The organism is Enterobacter chinensis (assembly GCF_034008295.1).
Lineage (GTDB): Bacteria > Pseudomonadota > Gammaproteobacteria > Enterobacterales > Enterobacteriaceae > Enterobacter > Enterobacter chinensis.
In genome coordinates, this window is sequence record NZ_JARDVI010000003.1 from 500442 (window position 1) to 516328 (window position 15887).

A 15887-nucleotide genomic window follows, 5' to 3' on the forward strand; every position below is an offset into this window, starting at 1 on the left:
GTTTTTTAATGGAACAGATTATGACTCAAATCGACCGCCTGCTCGGCATCATGAAACGTCTTCGCGACCCGGAAAACGGCTGCCCGTGGGACAAAGAGCAGACTTTTGCCACCATCGCCCCGTATACCCTCGAAGAGACCTATGAAGTGCTGGACGCCATTTCCCGCGAAGATTTTGACGACCTGCGCGGCGAGCTGGGCGATCTGCTCTTCCAGGTGGTGTTCTATGCGCAAATGGCGCAGGAAGAAGGGCGCTTTAACTTTGATGATATCTGCGCTGCCATCAGCGACAAGCTTGAGCGCCGTCATCCCCATATTTTCGGTGATGCTACCGCAGGGAACAGCACCGAAGTGCTGGCCCGCTGGGAGCAAATAAAAAGCGCCGAACGTGCAGAAAAATCCCAACACTCGGCGCTGGATGATATCCCGATGAGCCTGCCCGCGCTGATGCGCGCGCATAAAATTCAGAAACGCTGCTCCACCGTGGGATTTGACTGGAACTCCCTCGGCCCGGTGCTGGATAAAGTGCACGAAGAGATCGACGAAGTGATGCACGAAGCGCAGCAGGCTGTTATTGACGAAGCCAGGCTGGAAGAAGAGATGGGTGATCTGCTGTTCGCCACCGTCAACCTTTCGCGCCATTTGGGTGTAAAAGCGGAAACCGCGCTGCAAAAAGCCAACATAAAATTCGAACGACGCTTTCGCGAAGTTGAGCGGATAGTGGCCTCGCGTGGCCTGGAAATGAGCGGAATTGACCTCGAGGCGATGGAAGAAGTCTGGCAGGAAGTAAAACGCCAGGAATCTGATCTCTAACGAAATTTTGCGATCAAGCGCAATTTGTGTGATTTTTTAAATGACAAGCGCTTGATTTGCGTCAAAAACATTTACCCAAAAGGGGCTATTTTCTCACTCCTTATGTTTGTCATGGCCTGGAATGGAGACGGAGAATGAAAGTTTGTGGCGCTCGCCGTGTTCGGGTATACTACTTTCCCGTCCTGGTTATTCCATCGTTTCACCCTAACTTCTCAGGTTCAGCATGACAACGAACTATATTTTTGTGACCGGCGGGGTCGTATCCTCTCTGGGTAAAGGCATTGCCGCAGCCTCCCTCGCAGCCATTCTTGAAGCCCGTGGCCTCAATGTGACCATGATGAAACTGGATCCGTACATCAACGTCGATCCTGGCACCATGAGCCCAATCCAACACGGGGAAGTGTTCGTTACTGAAGACGGCGCTGAAACCGATCTGGATCTTGGCCACTACGAGCGTTTCATCCGCACCAAAATGACCCGTCGTAACAACTTTACGACTGGCCGCATCTACTCCGACGTTCTGCGTAAAGAGCGCCGTGGTGACTATCTGGGTGCAACCGTTCAGGTTATTCCGCACATCACTAACGCAATCAAAGAACGCATTGTTGCGGGTGGCGAAGGCCACGACGTGGTGCTGGTTGAAATCGGTGGTACCGTGGGTGATATCGAATCCCTGCCATTCCTGGAAGCGATTCGTCAGCTGGCGGTAGATATTGGCCGTGAAAACGCGCTGTTCATGCACCTGACGCTGGTGCCTTACATGGCAGCCGCAGGTGAAGTGAAAACCAAGCCGACTCAGCACTCTGTGAAAGAGCTGCTCTCCATTGGTATTCAGCCAGATATCCTGGTTTGCCGTTCCGATCGCGCCGTTCCGGCGAATGAACGTGCGAAAATTGCATTGTTCTGTAACGTGCCTGAAAAAGCCGTTATTTCAATGAAAGACGTCGATTCCATTTATAAAATCCCGGGCCTGTTGAAATCGCAGGGCCTGGACGATTATATTTGTAAACGATTCAGCTTGAACTGTCCGGAAGCTAACCTGTCTGAATGGGAACAGGTTATTTACGAAGAAGCCAACCCGGCAGGCGAAGTGACTATCGGTATGGTCGGCAAGTACATTGAACTGCCGGACGCCTATAAGTCTGTTATCGAAGCGCTGAAACACGGTGGTCTGAAGAACCGTGTCTCTGTGAACATCAAGCTGATTGATTCACAGGATGTTGAAACGCGTGGCGTTGAAATCCTGAAAGATCTGGATGCTATCCTTATCCCTGGCGGCTTCGGCTACCGTGGTGTAGAAGGCAAGATCGCCACCGCGCGCTATGCGCGTGAAAACAATATTCCATACCTCGGCATCTGCCTGGGTATGCAGGTTGCGCTGATCGAATTTGCGCGCAACGTAGCGGGAATGGAAAACGCGAACTCTACGGAATTTGTGCCAGACTGTAAGTACCCTGTAGTGGCGCTTATCACTGAATGGCGTGACGAAGAAGGTAACGTCGAAGTCCGTACTGAGAAGAGCGATCTGGGTGGTACCATGCGTCTTGGCGCACAGGCCTGCCAGCTTTCTGACGACAGCGTGGTTCGCAAGCTGTATGGCGAGCCGGTCATCACCGAGCGCCATCGTCACCGCTATGAAGTCAACAACATGCTGTTGAAACCTATTGAAGCCGCGGGCCTGCGTGTTGCGGGCCGCTCCGGGGATGATCAGTTAGTCGAGATCATTGAAGTGCCAAACCATCCGTGGTTTGTCGCCTGCCAGTTCCACCCGGAATTTACTTCTACGCCACGTGACGGGCATCCGCTGTTTGCAGGCTTCGTGAAAGCCGCCAGCGACTACCAAAAGCGTCAGGCGAAGTAAAAAAAGTTAGAACGGCAACGCGTACCTTGGGTACGCGTTGTTTGTCTGGAGTTTTAGTTTAACTTGTACTGAGGAAAATCTAATGTCCAAAATCGTTAAAGTCATCGGTCGTGAAATCATCGACTCCCGTGGTAACCCGACCGTTGAAGCCGAAGTTCACCTGGAAGGTGGTTTCGTTGGTATGGCTGCTGCTCCATCAGGTGCTTCTACTGGTTCCCGCGAAGCGCTGGAACTGCGCGATGGCGACAAATCTCGCTTCATGGGCAAAGGCGTACTGAAAGCGGTTGGCGCTGTAAACGGTCCTATTGCTCAGGCAATCCTTGGCAAAGACGCCAAAGACCAGGCTGGCATCGACAAGATCATGATCGATCTGGACGGTACTGAAAACAAATCTAACTTCGGTGCGAACGCAATCCTGGCTGTTTCCCTGGCTAACGCCAAAGCAGCAGCAGCAGCGAAAGGCCAGCCACTGTTCGAGCACATCGCTGAACTGAACGGCACCCCAGGCAAATACTCCATGCCTGTACCGATGATGAACATCATCAACGGTGGTGAGCACGCAGACAACAACGTTGATATTCAGGAATTCATGATTCAGCCAGTTGGCGCGAAATCCCTGAAAGAAGCCGTACGTATGGGTTCTGAAGTGTTCCACAACCTGGCTAAAGTTCTGAAAGCTAAAGGTATGAACACTGCTGTGGGTGACGAAGGGGGCTATGCGCCAAACCTGGGTTCTAACGCAGAAGCACTGGCTGTTATCGCAGAAGCAGTAAAAGCTGCTGGCTACGAGCTGGGCAAAGACATCACCCTGGCGATGGACTGTGCAGCATCTGAATTCTACAAAGACGGTAAATACGTTCTGGCTGGCGAAGGCAACAAAGCGTTCACCTCCGAAGAGTTCACTCACTTCCTGGAAGACCTGACCAAACAGTACCCAATCGTGTCTATCGAAGACGGTCTGGACGAGTCTGACTGGGCTGGCTTCGCATACCAGACTAAAGTACTGGGCGACAAAATCCAGCTGGTTGGTGACGACCTGTTCGTAACCAACACCAAGATCCTGAAAGAAGGCATCGAGAAAGGCATCGTTAACTCCATCCTGATCAAATTCAACCAGATCGGTTCTCTGACCGAAACTCTGGCTGCGATCAAAATGGCGAAAGACGCTGGCTACACCGCTGTTATCTCTCACCGTTCTGGCGAAACTGAAGACGCTACCATTGCCGACCTGGCTGTTGGTACCGCTGCAGGCCAGATCAAAACCGGTTCTATGAGCCGTTCTGACCGTGTTGCTAAATACAACCAGCTGATTCGTATCGAAGAAGCGCTGGGCGAAAAAGCACCATACAACGGTCTGAAAGAGATCAAAGGCCAGGCATAATTGCTTAAGCCTTAAAATGAAAATGCCAGTCATATGACTGGCATTTTTTTTGGCTATTTGAAATCGACAGCCATTTGCTCCGGAATGGTCAGTCCCTGGGTGGTTTGTACGCAGCGAGCGATGTAATCCGTAAACCGGGGAGGTTTTGGCATCCCCATGCTCAGCAGCTTATCGTTGCTGAAGCGCACGTTAAGTGTGGCAAATGCACCGTATAACCGCATGGCTTTCAGCATCAGACGTTCGTTGCACGGGCCAAAAATAGTTTTCAACTCGCGGCGCATTCTGACCAGCGTTTCATAGCTGACCTGGGCATATTTATCACCGACCGGAGCTTTCTCCAGCGCCTGCGCCATAGCCTGATCGATATCCGCAAAGCGAACGCTGTTCTCTTCCCCCGCAGAAATGTGTACCACTTCTCCCGGACGAGCGTTGCTGTTGAGCAGCATTAACATCGCGTCGGCACAATAGTCCACCGGAACAACGTCAATTCTGTCTTCCATTGAGCACATAAACTTCTGCAGCATCAGGCCCATGCTGAAGACCCAGAAAATACTGCTCGACGGCGTGCAGCCGTGGCGGGTATGGCCGACAACGATGGACGGACGAGCGATGAGCAGCGGCAGGTTCGGACACTCCTGGCGCATCAGCTGTTCGATGGTTGACTTCGAAAAAGTATATTCCACCAGGTGCTCAGCATTCTCTCTGAATTCAGCGCTTTCGGCGACCAGGGAATCTTGCTCCGGCGTGCATGACATTGCAGTGCCAACGTGGAGGAAACGCTGTAGCGTTGAAACCTGCTCCATGCGGCGCGCCAGCGCAAGCGTACCTTCTACATTGACCTTCCAGATCAGCGGGTTATTACCAAATGAGGCGACAGCCGCACAGTTAACGACATGCGTTACCTGGTCCAGACGTGGATCGTTCAGAAAATCTTCAGGCTGGCTGAGATCGCCAATGAGGATGTTATCCACACTCAGAGAGGCCAGTTTTTCCTCGGGAACGTTGAACTTGCGCATGTTCTCCTGCACGCGCTCCAGCCCGCTTTGCGGATCGCCGGCACGCGCAAGCAAAAGGAGTTTTACGGATTGATCGTTAGTCAGGATTTTTTCAAGTACTGCACCGCCCAGAAATCCGGTCACGCCTGTAATCAATAACATTTTCATTAATACCGTCTCATTATGATTGATAAGGCGGATTGTAGGCGTGCAAAAGTAAACGGCATTTAAATAATAAAACGCCGAAACCGACAGCATCTTAAGCTTATTTTAAGGAAAGGAAATCAGGTGGAGTTATTGGACATTGCGGGCAGGATAAAAATTCAATTTATTAATATTTATATTTTAATTTATTGATTTTAAATGATTTTTAAGCATTACTTCAGCTCAGGAACATTAATTCAGAATGTAATAAATATAATACTTTGTTACACCAAACATTTACCGGGTTAATGATATAAATACCACTTAACTAAAATCAGACGACGTAAACCGCAGGCTATTTTATTTAGCCTGCGAAGGGTTTTTAGAGCAACAGGGGAAGTGTGGCACTGGCTGTTTGCTGGCTAACGTCACCGTAATGGCCATCCAGCGCTATCATGGATGTGGTCAGCAACTCAACCAACAGCATGACCCCAACTTTAGCATTGAGCGCGCCTGCGCTCAGTGGCCCCTCAGGTTTGGCGGCAACCAGCTGCATATCGCTCAGGGACGCCAGCGGGCTGCGGGGTGTATTGCTGAGTGCAAGAACCTTAACGCCGCGCTTGCGGGCAAGTTTCACCACGTGGAGCAAATCCCGCGTTGAACCCGAGCTGGAGATAGCCACGACCAGGGTCTCTTGCGAGAGCGTTGTGGCGTTCATGGCTGCGCGGTGCATATCGCTAAACAGCTGTGCGGGTTTGCCCAGCCGCAGCAGCTTGTAGTGCAGATACTCCCCGAGGATCGCGCTGGCCGCGACACCATAAATCTGTACGGACTGCGCCTGATGCAGCGCCAGTGCGGCCTTTTCAAGCAGCGTGCGGTCGAGGAGCCTGGCGGTATCCTGCAGAGCCTGCACCGATTCATCCACGACATTATCAATTTCATCCCCCGCCTGACGTGCGGGCTGGCCCTGCTGAATATCCAGCGCAAGCGCCATTTTAAATTCGTTATAGCCCTTGCAGCCCAGCGTGCGGCAAAGACGCGTTACGCTGGCCTCGCTGGTGTGGCTCTCGCGCGCCAGTTCCGTGATCGTCAGGTAGAGCACCCGGGCAGGATCGTTGAGGACAAACTCACCGAGTTTTTGTTGTGTTGGGCTGTACCCGGAAGCCTCCTGGCGGAGCTTCAGCAGCAGGTTTTCATGATCCGACATGCCAGGTCCTTAAAGTATTTCTCTGCGCCTAGTGTGGCGGAAAGCGGGGGAAAGATGCCAGTCATTTTGAAAAAGTATGATCGGCCTCCTGGTTATTGATGATAATTTTCACTATTAAATATTTATATGGTAAAAATTTTCATCGTTAAGCGAGGGGATAAAAAAATGATGCAAATGTTCAGTGGAGCTTCTTCGGGCGGATGGTTTGAAAAAGCGCAGCGCTTTGGCAAATCCTTTATGTTGCCTATCGCCGTGTTGCCTGCGGCGGGTCTGCTGCTGGGGATAGGCGGCGCGTTATCGAATCCGAATACGCTGACGGCTTATCCATTTTTAGATGTGGGCTGGCTGCAGGCGATTTTCACCATCATGAGCAGCGCAGGTTCAATCGTCTTTGCGAACCTCTCGGTGCTGTTTGCGGTTGGGGTGGCCGTCGGGCTGGCAAAAAGCGATAAGGGCACGGCTGGGCTGGCGGCGTTGCTCGCGTTTCTGGTGATGAATGCCACCATCAACGCGCTGCTGATCCTCACCGGAAAACTGGCGCATGAGAACCCGGGTGCCGTGGGGCAGGGCATGACGCTGGGTATTCAGACGCTGGAAACCGGCGTGTTTGGCGGCGTGGTGATTGGGTTGGTGACCTGCGCGCTCCATCATCGGTTTAATAAAATCGCGCTTCCGCAGTTTCTCGGGTTCTTTGGCGGCTCACGCTTTGTCCCCATTATCAGCTCGCTGGCGGCGATACTCGTCGGGGCCGCAATGACCGTGGTCTGGCCGCATTTCCAGAAACTGATTTTTGGTCTGGGCGGGCTGGTGGATGCTACCGGCTATCTGGGTACTCTGCTGTACGGCTTCATTCTGCGCATGCTGGGCCCGTTTGGTTTGCACCACATCTTCTATCTGCCGTTCTGGACCACCGCGCTCGGCGGCAGTGAGATTGTCAACGGTCACCTTGTTGAGGGCACACAGCGGATCTTCTTCGCCCAACTGGCCGATCCCACCACGCGTCAGTTTTACGAAGGCACGTCACGTTTCATGTCCGGGCGCTTTATTACGATGATGTTTGGCCTGCTCGGCGCGTGTCTGGCGATGTACCACACGGCAAAACCCGCGAATAAAAAACGCGTTGCCGGGCTGCTGCTCTCTGCGGCATTAACCTCGTTCCTGACCGGGATTACCGAGCCCATCGAGTTCTCCTTCCTGTTTATTGCGCCGGTGCTCTACGTCATCCATGCGCTGTTTGACGGGCTGGCATTTATGCTCGCGCACATGCTGCATATCACCATCGGACAAACCTTCTCCGGCGGTTTTATCGACTTCGTGCTGTTCGGCATTTTGCAGGGCGAGGCCAAAACCCACTGGATGTTCGTCCCGCTGGTCGGCGTGCCGTGGTTCTTCCTTTACTACTTCACGTTCCGCTACCTGATTAACCGCTTCGATTTCGCTACGCCGGGCCGTGAAAAGGAGGCGGTAGCTGACGAGGTTACCCTCCCGCAAAGCGAACGTGCCATGGCGGTGATCGCCGGATTAGGCGGAAAAGACAATCTGGAAGAGGTGGACTGCTGCGCCACGCGTCTTCGCGTCACGGTCAAAGACGGCAGCAAGGTGAATGACGCGGCGCTGAAAGCCACCGGCGCGCGCGGCGTTATCGTGCGCGGTAACGGTGTTCAGGTCATTTATGGCCCGCACGTCACGATTATCAAAAACGAAGTGGAAGAGATCTTATCGTAATGAAAACTGTACTGGATAACCTGAAGGGAAAACTGGTCGTCTCCTGTCAGGCGCTGGAAAACGAACCCTTGCACAGCCCGTTTATTATGTCGCGAATGGCGCTGGCGGCGGCGCATGGCGGTGCTGCCGCCATTCGCGCCAACAGCGTGGTGGATATCGAGGCCATTAAACAGCAGGTGTCGTTGCCTGTTATAGGCATCATCAAACGGGATTATCCCGGGAGCGAGGTGTTTATCACCGCGACGATGAAAGAAGTGGATGAGCTCATGACCGTCTCTCCGGAGATCATTGCCCTTGACGCGACGGCGCGGGAACGCCCCGGGGGTGAACCCCTGGGCGCGCTGGTTACGCGCATCCGCTCACGTTATCCCTCGGTGCTGCTGATGGCGGACATTTCCTCTGTAGACGAGGCCGAGATGGCGCAGGCGCTGGGTTTTGATTGCATCGGAACCACGCTTTATGGCTATACGGCGGACACCGCGGGCCGTGCCTTGCCCGATAATGACTGTGCGTTCCTGAAGGCGGTGCTGGCAGCCGTTACGGTTCCTGTGGTTGCCGAAGGCAATGTGGATACCCCCGAGCGTGCGGCGAGGTGTCTGGCGCTGGGCGCGCATACGGTTGTTGTCGGCGGTGCGATCACCCGTCCCCAGCAAATTACCGAACGGTTTATGACGGCGATTGGCGCGCAAAGCACCGATGGAGCATGACCATCCGGCGGGGATCTGCGATACTTATCGTTTATCCCCTTTACTGAGATGACTATGCAGTACCCGATTAACGAGATGTTCCAGACCCTGCAAGGCGAGGGTTACTTTACCGGCGTTCCCGCTATCTTTATCCGTTTACAGGGATGCCCGGTTGGCTGTGCCTGGTGTGATACCAAACATACGTGGGATAAGCTCGCAGATCGGGAAGTGTCGCTGTTTAGCATTCTGGCGAAAACCAAAGAGAGCGATAAGTGGGGCGCGGGCAGTTCAGAAGATCTGCTGGCCATTATTGGTCGACAGGGCTGGACGGCGCGCCACGTGGTGATCACCGGCGGTGAACCCTGCATCCACGATCTGACACCGCTGACCGAGCTGCTCGAAAAGAACGGCTACAGCTGCCAGATTGAAACCAGCGGCACCCATGAAGTGCGCTGCTCGCACGCCACCTGGGTGACGGTCTCGCCAAAAGTGAATATGCGCGGCGGATATGATGTGCTGTCTCAGGCACTGGAGCGCGCGGATGAGATCAAGCACCCTGTCGGGCGCGTGCGTGATATCGAAGCGCTGGATGAACTGCTGGCTACACTGGCGGACGAAAAGCAGCGGGTCATTGCCCTGCAGCCTATCAGTCAGAAAGAGGACGCGACGCGCCTGTGTATTGAAACCTGTATTGCGCGCAACTGGCGCCTGTCGATGCAGACGCACAAATACCTGAATATTGCCTAAAAAAAAGCCCGGTGGCGCTAGCGCTTACCGGGCCTACGGTTCGAGGCTTTTGTAGGCCGGGTAAGCGTCAGCGCCACCCGGCAAGCATCACTCCCCGCGATAGATACAGCCAGCGGTACAGGTCTCTTTGATCATCACCGCGCTCAGCAGCGGCACCAGCGGCTTCATCTGATCCCAAATCCATTTCGCCAGCACTTCGCTGGTCGGGTTTTCAAGGCCCGGGATATCATTCAGGTAGTAATGATCCAGACGATCGTAGGTCGGTTTAAACGCCGCCTTCAGTTCGGCAAAATCCATGATCCAACCGGTATGCGGATCAACTTCACCGGTGATCTCAAGACGCACCATAAACGAATGCCCATGCAAACGGCCGCATTTATGCCCTTCAGGAACATGCGGAAGGTGATGGGCGGCTTCGAAGGTGAAATCTTTAAACAGTGTGGTGGACATGATCGCTCTCAGTAATGCGGAAAAAACCGCCGCATAGTACCGGAAAGCACAATTTTTAGCATTAACTAAAACGGCTCTGAAGCCTGGCGTCTCGTTAACAGGCGTTTTTTGTGGTTTTTATCGATAATTTTCAATAGGTTAATTAATCGGTTTTATCGCTAAGTATGACAACTAAAACAGGTTAGTCCATTTGGTTATTTATTATTTCCATCCCTTCTTTAATTGTTATTATCCTCGCCGTTAACCTTATCTCTAGTTTGGTCTTTTTGCATAAATTCCGCTTTGCTACTGGAACATAACAACGCATGACAACACAGGCCCCACCTTCAAATTTGCTTCCCCTGAACCCGGAGCAACTAGCGCGCCTTCAGGCTGCCACCTCTGATTTTTCTCCCACTCAGCTTGCCTGGGTCTCCGGCTATTTCTGGGGAATGCTCAACCAGCAGCCTGGCACTGTGGCGGGTGCACCGGCAACGGCCGTTGAAATTCCGGCCATTACCCTGATTTCCGCCTCGCAGACGGGCAATGCCCGCCGCGTGGCCGAGGCGCTGCGTGACGACCTGCTGGCCGCCAAACTGAACGTGAACCTGGTCAACGCCGGGGATTATAAATTCAAACAAATCGCGTCGGAAAAACTGCTGGTGGTGGTCGCCTCTACCCAGGGTGAAGGTGAACCCGCTGAAGAAGCGGTGGCGCTGCATAAGTTCCTGTTCTCGAAAAAAGCGCCAAAACTGGATGGCACCGCGTTTGCCGTCTTTGGCCTGGGCGATACCTCTTATGAATTCTTCTGCCAGTCCGGTAAAGACTTCGACAGCAAGCTGGCGGAGCTGGGCGCAGAGCGCCTGCTGGACCGCGTTGACGCGGATGTTGAATACCAGCCCGCCGCCGCGGAATGGCGTGCGCGCATCGTTGAGGTGCTGAAAGCCCGCGTGCCGAAAGAGACGCCGGCACAGGCCGCGTTCACCGCGACGGGTGCCGTTAACGACATTCACACCAGTCCGTACACCAAAGAGGCACCCCTGGCCGCGAGCCTGTCGGTGAATCAAAAGATCACCGGCCGCGATTCGGAAAAAGACGTCCGCCATATCGAAATCGATCTCGGCGACTCCGGCCTGCGCTACCAGCCTGGCGATGCCCTGGGCGTCTGGTATCAGAACGATCCGGCGCTGGTGAAAGAGCTGGTTGAGCTGCTGTGGCTGAAAGGCACGGAGCCCGTCACCGTTGACGGGAAAACCCAGCCGCTTTCCGAAGCGCTGCAGTGGCATTTTGAGCTGACGGTGAACACCCCAAATATCGTCGAAAATTATGCCACCTTAACGCGCAGCGAATCCTTGCTGCCGCTGGTAGGCGACAAAGCGAAACTGCATCATTACGCTGCGACCACGCCAATTGTCGATATGGTGCGTTTCTCTCCGGCGCAGCTGGATGCCGACGCGCTGATCGGCCTGCTGCGTCCGCTGGCTCCCCGCCTGTACTCCATCGCCTCTTCCCAGGCAGAGGTGGAAAGCGAAGTGCATATCACCGTGGGCGTAGTGCGTTATGACATCGAAGGCCGCGCCCGCGCGGGTGGGGCATCAAGCTTCCTCGCGGACCGCGTGGAAGAAGAGGGTGAAGTGCGCGTCTTTATTGAGCACAACGACAACTTCCGTCTGCCGACGAACCCGGAAACCCCTGTCATCATGATTGGCCCGGGCACCGGCATTGCGCCGTTCCGCGCCTTTATGCAGCAGCGCGCGGCGGACGGCGCGCCGGGTAAAAACTGGCTGTTCTTCGGCAACCCGCACTTTACGGAAGATTTCCTCTACCAGGTTGAGTGGCAGCGCTACGTGAAAGAAGGCGTACTGACCCGCATCGATCTGGCCTGGTCCCGCGACCAGAAAGAAAAAGTATACGTACAAGACAAACTGCGCGAACAGGGCGCAGAGCTGTGGCGCTGGATCAATGACGGTGCCCACATTTATGTCTGCGGCGACGCTAATCGCATGGCGAAAGACGTTGAGCAGACACTGCTGGAAGTGATTGCCGAATTCGGCGGTATGGATGCCGAAACGGCGGATGAATTTTTAAGTGAGCTGCGCGTTGAGCGCCGTTATCAGCGAGATGTCTACTAATGAGCGAAAAACATCCAGGGCCACTGGTGGTCGAAGGTAAACTGACAGACGCCGAGCGCATGAAGCTGGAAAGCAACTACCTGCGCGGCACCATTGCTGAAGATCTGAATGACGGTCTCACCGGCGGTTTCAAAGGTGACAACTTCCTGCTAATCCGTTTCCACGGCATGTATCAGCAGGATGACCGCGACATCCGCGCCGAGCGTGCTGAACAGAAGCTGGAGCCGCGTCATGCGATGCTGCTGCGCTGCCGCCTGCCGGGCGGGGTGATCACCACCAAACAGTGGCAGGCCATCGACAAGTTTGCGGGTGAAAACACGATTTACGGCAGCATCCGTCTGACCAACCGTCAGACCTTCCAGTTCCACGGCATTCTGAAGAAGAACGTGAAGCCGGTGCACCAGATGCTCCACTCCGTCGGGCTGGACGCGCTGGCGACTGCCAACGACATGAACCGTAACGTGCTCTGTACCTCTAACCCGTATGAGTCCGAGCTGCACGCCGAAGCGTACGAGTGGGCGAAGAAGATCTCCGAGCACCTGCTGCCGCGCACCCGCGCCTATGCGGAGATCTGGCTCGATCAGGAAAAAGTTGCCACCACGGACGAAGAGCCGATCCTCGGTCAGACCTACCTGCCGCGTAAGTTCAAAACCACGGTGGTGATCCCGCCGCAGAACGACATCGACCTGCATGCCAACGACATGAACTTCGTGGCGATTGCAGAAAACGGCAAGCTGGTGGGCTTTAACCTGCTGGTGGGCGGCGGCCTGTCCATTGAGCACGGTAACAAGAAAACCTATGCCCGCACTGCGAGCGAGTTCGGCTTCCTGCCGCTGGAGCACACGCTGGCCGTGGCGGAAGCGGTGGTCACCACCCAGCGCGACTGGGGCAACCGTACCGACCGTAAAAACGCGAAAACCAAATACACCCTGGAGCGCGTGGGCGTTGAGATGTTCAAAGAGGAAGTGGAGCGTCGTGCGGGGATCAAATTTGAGCCTGTTCGCCCTTACGAATTCACCGGGCGCGGCGATCGTATTGGCTGGGTCAAAGGCATCGACAATAAATGGCACCTGACGCTGTTTATCGAAAACGGCCGTATCCTGGACTATCCGGGCCGTCCGCTGAAAACCGGTCTGCTGGAAATTGCGAAGATCCATAAAGGCGAGTTCCGCATTACCGCTAACCAGAATCTGATTATTGCCGGCGTGCCTGAGAGCCAGAAGGCGAAGATCGAGAAGCTGGCGCGCGAGCACGGGTTGATGGATGCGGTCAAACCGCAGCGTGAAAACTCGATGGCCTGCGTGTCGTTCCCGACCTGCCCGCTGGCGATGGCCGAAGCGGAACGTTTCCTGCCGTCATTTACTGACAAAGTGGAAGCGATTCTGGAAAAACACGGCATTCCGGACGAGCATATTGTTATGCGCGTCACCGGCTGCCCGAACGGCTGCGGTCGTGCGATGCTGGCCGAGCTGGGGCTGGTGGGTAAAGCGCCGGGTCGCTACAACGTACACCTCGGCGGTAACCGTATGGGGACGCGTATTCCGCGGATGTATCGCGAAAATATCACGGAACCGGAAATTCTCGATTCCATCGACGAGCTTGTCGGGCGCTGGGCGAAAGAGCGCGAAGCGGGTGAAGGCTTCGGCGACTTTACGGTGCGTGCGGGCATCATTCGCCCGGTGCTCGATCCCGCCAGGGATTTCTGGGAGTAACCACGAGAGGTAATTATGTCCGTACTCGATCTAAACGCGCTTAACGAACTGCCAAAAGTCGAACGCATTCTGGCACTCGCAGAAACCAACGCCCAGCTGGAAAAGCTGGACGCCGAAGGGCGCGTGGCGTGGGCGCTGGAAAACCTGCCGGGAGACTACGTGCTGTCGTCGAGCTTTGGTATTCAGGCGGCGGTCAGTTTGCACCTGGTGAATCAGATCCGTCCGGACATTCCGGTGATCCTCACCGATACCGGCTACCTGTTCCCGGAAACCTACCAGTTTATCGATGAGCTGACGGACAAGCTCAAGCTGAACCTGAAAGTCTATCGCGCGACGGAAAGCGCGGCCTGGCAGGAGGCACGCTACGGCAAACTGTGGGAACAAGGCGTTGAGGGCATTGAGAAATACAATGAGATCAACAAAGTCGAGCCGATGAACCGGGCGCTGAAAGAGCTTAATGCACAGACGTGGTTCGCGGGTTTACGCCGCGAACAGTCCGGCAGCCGCGCCACGCTGCCTGTGCTGGCGGTGCAGCGCGGGGTCTTTAAAGTGCTGCCGATTATCGACTGGGATAACCGGACGGTGTACCAGTACCTGCAAAAACACGGGCTGAAGTACCATCCGCTGTGGGATCAGGGCTACCTGTCAGTGGGCGATACCCACACCACGCGTAAATGGGAACCGGGAATGGCGGAAGAAGAGACGCGATTCTTTGGGCTGAAGCGCGAGTGCGGGTTGCACGAAGGGTGATTCCCATTTCCTCCCTCTCCCTGTGGGAGAGGGTTGGGGTGAGGGCATCAGGCCTCGCTATACTTAAAAACCTCAGGCTTTCCCCGCTTTTGCCAGTTCTTTCACCAGCGGCAGCATCACTTTCACTACATCCCGGCTGCGGTGTTCAATGCGCTGCGGCAGGGCGCTATCAATGTGCTGCTGATTATCCAGCATCACGTTATGCCAGCTTGTCCCGTTCGGGAAGGCTTTCGATTTGGCCCGCTGCTGATAGCCATCTTTCTTGCCCAATGCCCAGTTTGTCGCTTCCACGTACAGCACCGGAATGCCTGCCTTATCGAACACTTCCCCGTCGTTGCAACAGCCCGTACCTCGGGGATAGCCCGGGTTACCGCCAGGGTTGCTGGTGGCATAAACCCCATGGCTGCGGGCAATCGCCAGTGCCCGGTCGCGCGTCAGTTTCCGCACGGTACCCGGCGTGCTCTGCCCGCTGTTGAAATAAAGCTTATCGCCGACGATCAGGTTATCGAGGTTGATCACCAGCAGCGTATTTTTCTTCTCCTCAGCGCTCATGCGCTTCAGGAGGTTCTCAGCGCCGAGTTTGCCCTCTTCTTCACCGCTGGTGGCAACGAAACGAATGCCATATTGGGTTGGAATATCTTTCATCCGCTCGGCCAGTTCGAGCATCACGCCCAGGCCTGCCGCGTTATCGTCCATACCCTGTAGCGTCAGCCCGCCGAGGTTGTTATCCGTATCGGCGTCACTCAACGGGGCGTAGGTATCCAGGTGCGCCATAATAATAATCTGCTCATTCGCGCTACCTTCATGCGCCGCAATAACCGTACTGCCGGTCACGTTATGCCAGTTTTTGCTTTTATTTCTGGAGGTATAAACGTAGCGGCTGTGAAACGTGCGGATATCGCTCTGGTAACCCATGTCGGCAAACTGCTGGCGAATATAATCAGCGGAGAGCATTTCCGCCGGTGAGCCGGTCATGCGCCCAGGGAAGACGGTGGCAATATGCCGCGCCTGTAGATTGGCGATTTCACCATACGGTTGATTTTTTGCCTGAGCCGGAAGGATAAAGCAAACGCCGAGCGCCAGGGCTACGATACGGTGGCGCGTTGCGGAAAACATAGTGAGTCCTTAAAAACAGAGCAAAATTTTAACCCGCCTAGTATGAAACTGTGATCGCCCATACACAATTTGAATTGCTCTTAAATGCCCGAAATTTCGCGTGTTAAGCACTTTTTGATATTTGCTTTTTCATCGCGTTATTCCATTGAGTAACTACTCATTCCAATTCGTAATTTCATTCAGTCTAAGC

The 15887-nt window shown here is 54.6% G+C and carries 13 protein-coding genes; 9 read left to right on the top strand and 4 right to left on the bottom strand.

Features of this window, described 5'->3' with window-relative positions:
- The first annotated feature begins 20 nt into the window (after window positions 1-20).
- The 3 genes from mazG to eno all read left to right on the top strand — a co-directional run bounded on the left by mazG (window position 21) and on the right by eno (window position 4054).
- Entirely contained in the window at window positions 21-812 is a 792-nt protein-coding gene (mazG, locus tag PYW49_RS11690) for a nucleoside triphosphate pyrophosphohydrolase (RefSeq protein ID WP_134348886.1), read from the top strand.
- Between the two features lie 223 nt (window positions 813-1035).
- Window positions 1036-2673: a glutamine hydrolyzing CTP synthase gene (pyrG, locus tag PYW49_RS11695; protein WP_063144726.1), complete on the top strand. Its 1638-nt coding sequence runs from the start codon at window positions 1036-1038 to the stop codon at window positions 2671-2673.
- An 82-nt stretch (window positions 2674-2755) separates the two neighbouring features.
- On the top strand, window positions 2756-4054 hold the full coding sequence (gene eno, locus PYW49_RS11700; protein ID WP_134348887.1) for a phosphopyruvate hydratase: 1299 nt from the start codon (window positions 2756-2758) through the stop codon (window positions 4052-4054).
- A 53-nt stretch (window positions 4055-4107) separates the two neighbouring features.
- Here the strand turns inward: eno and PYW49_RS11705 are convergent, their stop codons facing one another.
- Together PYW49_RS11705 and PYW49_RS11710 are read right to left on the bottom strand one after the other, a co-directional pair.
- Entirely contained in the window at window positions 4108-5217 is a 1110-nt protein-coding gene (locus tag PYW49_RS11705) for an SDR family oxidoreductase (protein ID WP_320386491.1), read from the bottom strand.
- A gap of 358 nt (window positions 5218-5575) precedes the next feature.
- Window positions 5576-6400, bottom strand: coding sequence for a MurR/RpiR family transcriptional regulator (locus tag PYW49_RS11710; RefSeq protein WP_134348889.1), 825 nt, complete (start codon window positions 6398-6400; stop codon window positions 5576-5578).
- Window positions 6401-6565: 165 nt separating this feature from the next.
- Between PYW49_RS11710 and PYW49_RS11715 the strand changes: the two genes are divergently transcribed.
- The 3 genes from PYW49_RS11715 to queE are packed head-to-tail and all read left to right on the top strand — an operon-like array spanning window position 6566 to window position 9558.
- Window positions 6566-8125, top strand: a complete 1560-nt coding sequence (locus PYW49_RS11715) for a PTS transporter subunit EIIC (protein WP_320386492.1) — start codon at window positions 6566-6568, stop codon at window positions 8123-8125.
- Window positions 8125-8832: an N-acetylmannosamine-6-phosphate 2-epimerase gene (locus PYW49_RS11720; protein ID WP_320386493.1), complete on the top strand. Its 708-nt coding sequence runs from the start codon at window positions 8125-8127 to the stop codon at window positions 8830-8832. The genes PYW49_RS11715 and PYW49_RS11720 overlap by 1 nt, the downstream gene beginning before the upstream one ends.
- A gap of 54 nt (window positions 8833-8886) precedes the next feature.
- Complete coding sequence (gene queE, locus PYW49_RS11725; protein ID WP_134348892.1) at window positions 8887-9558, top strand: 7-carboxy-7-deazaguanine synthase QueE; 672 nt, start codon at window positions 8887-8889, stop codon at window positions 9556-9558.
- 87 nt (window positions 9559-9645) lie between these two features.
- Here queE and queD read toward each other — a convergent pair whose 3' ends face one another.
- A complete protein-coding gene (gene queD, locus PYW49_RS11730; protein ID WP_023309002.1) occupies window positions 9646-10008 on the bottom strand; it encodes a 6-carboxytetrahydropterin synthase QueD in 363 nt (120 codons plus the stop codon).
- Between the two features lie 305 nt (window positions 10009-10313).
- Between queD and cysJ the strand changes: the two genes are divergently transcribed.
- Genes cysJ through cysH form a run of 3 tightly spaced genes read left to right on the top strand, consistent with a single transcriptional unit; the run spans window position 10314 to window position 14581 of the window.
- Entirely contained in the window at window positions 10314-12119 is a 1806-nt protein-coding gene (gene cysJ, locus PYW49_RS11735) for an NADPH-dependent assimilatory sulfite reductase flavoprotein subunit (RefSeq protein ID WP_320386494.1), read from the top strand.
- Window positions 12119-13831: an assimilatory sulfite reductase (NADPH) hemoprotein subunit gene (gene cysI / locus PYW49_RS11740; RefSeq protein ID WP_320386495.1), complete on the top strand. Its 1713-nt coding sequence runs from the start codon at window positions 12119-12121 to the stop codon at window positions 13829-13831. Before cysJ ends, cysI begins: the two co-directional genes overlap by 1 nt.
- 15 nt (window positions 13832-13846) lie before the next feature.
- A complete protein-coding gene (cysH, locus tag PYW49_RS11745) occupies window positions 13847-14581 on the top strand; it encodes a phosphoadenosine phosphosulfate reductase (RefSeq protein ID WP_134348895.1) in 735 nt (244 codons plus the stop codon).
- A gap of 72 nt (window positions 14582-14653) precedes the next feature.
- Here cysH and PYW49_RS11750 read toward each other — a convergent pair whose 3' ends face one another.
- Window positions 14654-15697, bottom strand: coding sequence for an aminopeptidase (locus tag PYW49_RS11750; protein WP_134348896.1), 1044 nt, complete (start codon window positions 15695-15697; stop codon window positions 14654-14656).
- Between the last annotated feature and the right edge of the window lie 190 nt (window positions 15698-15887).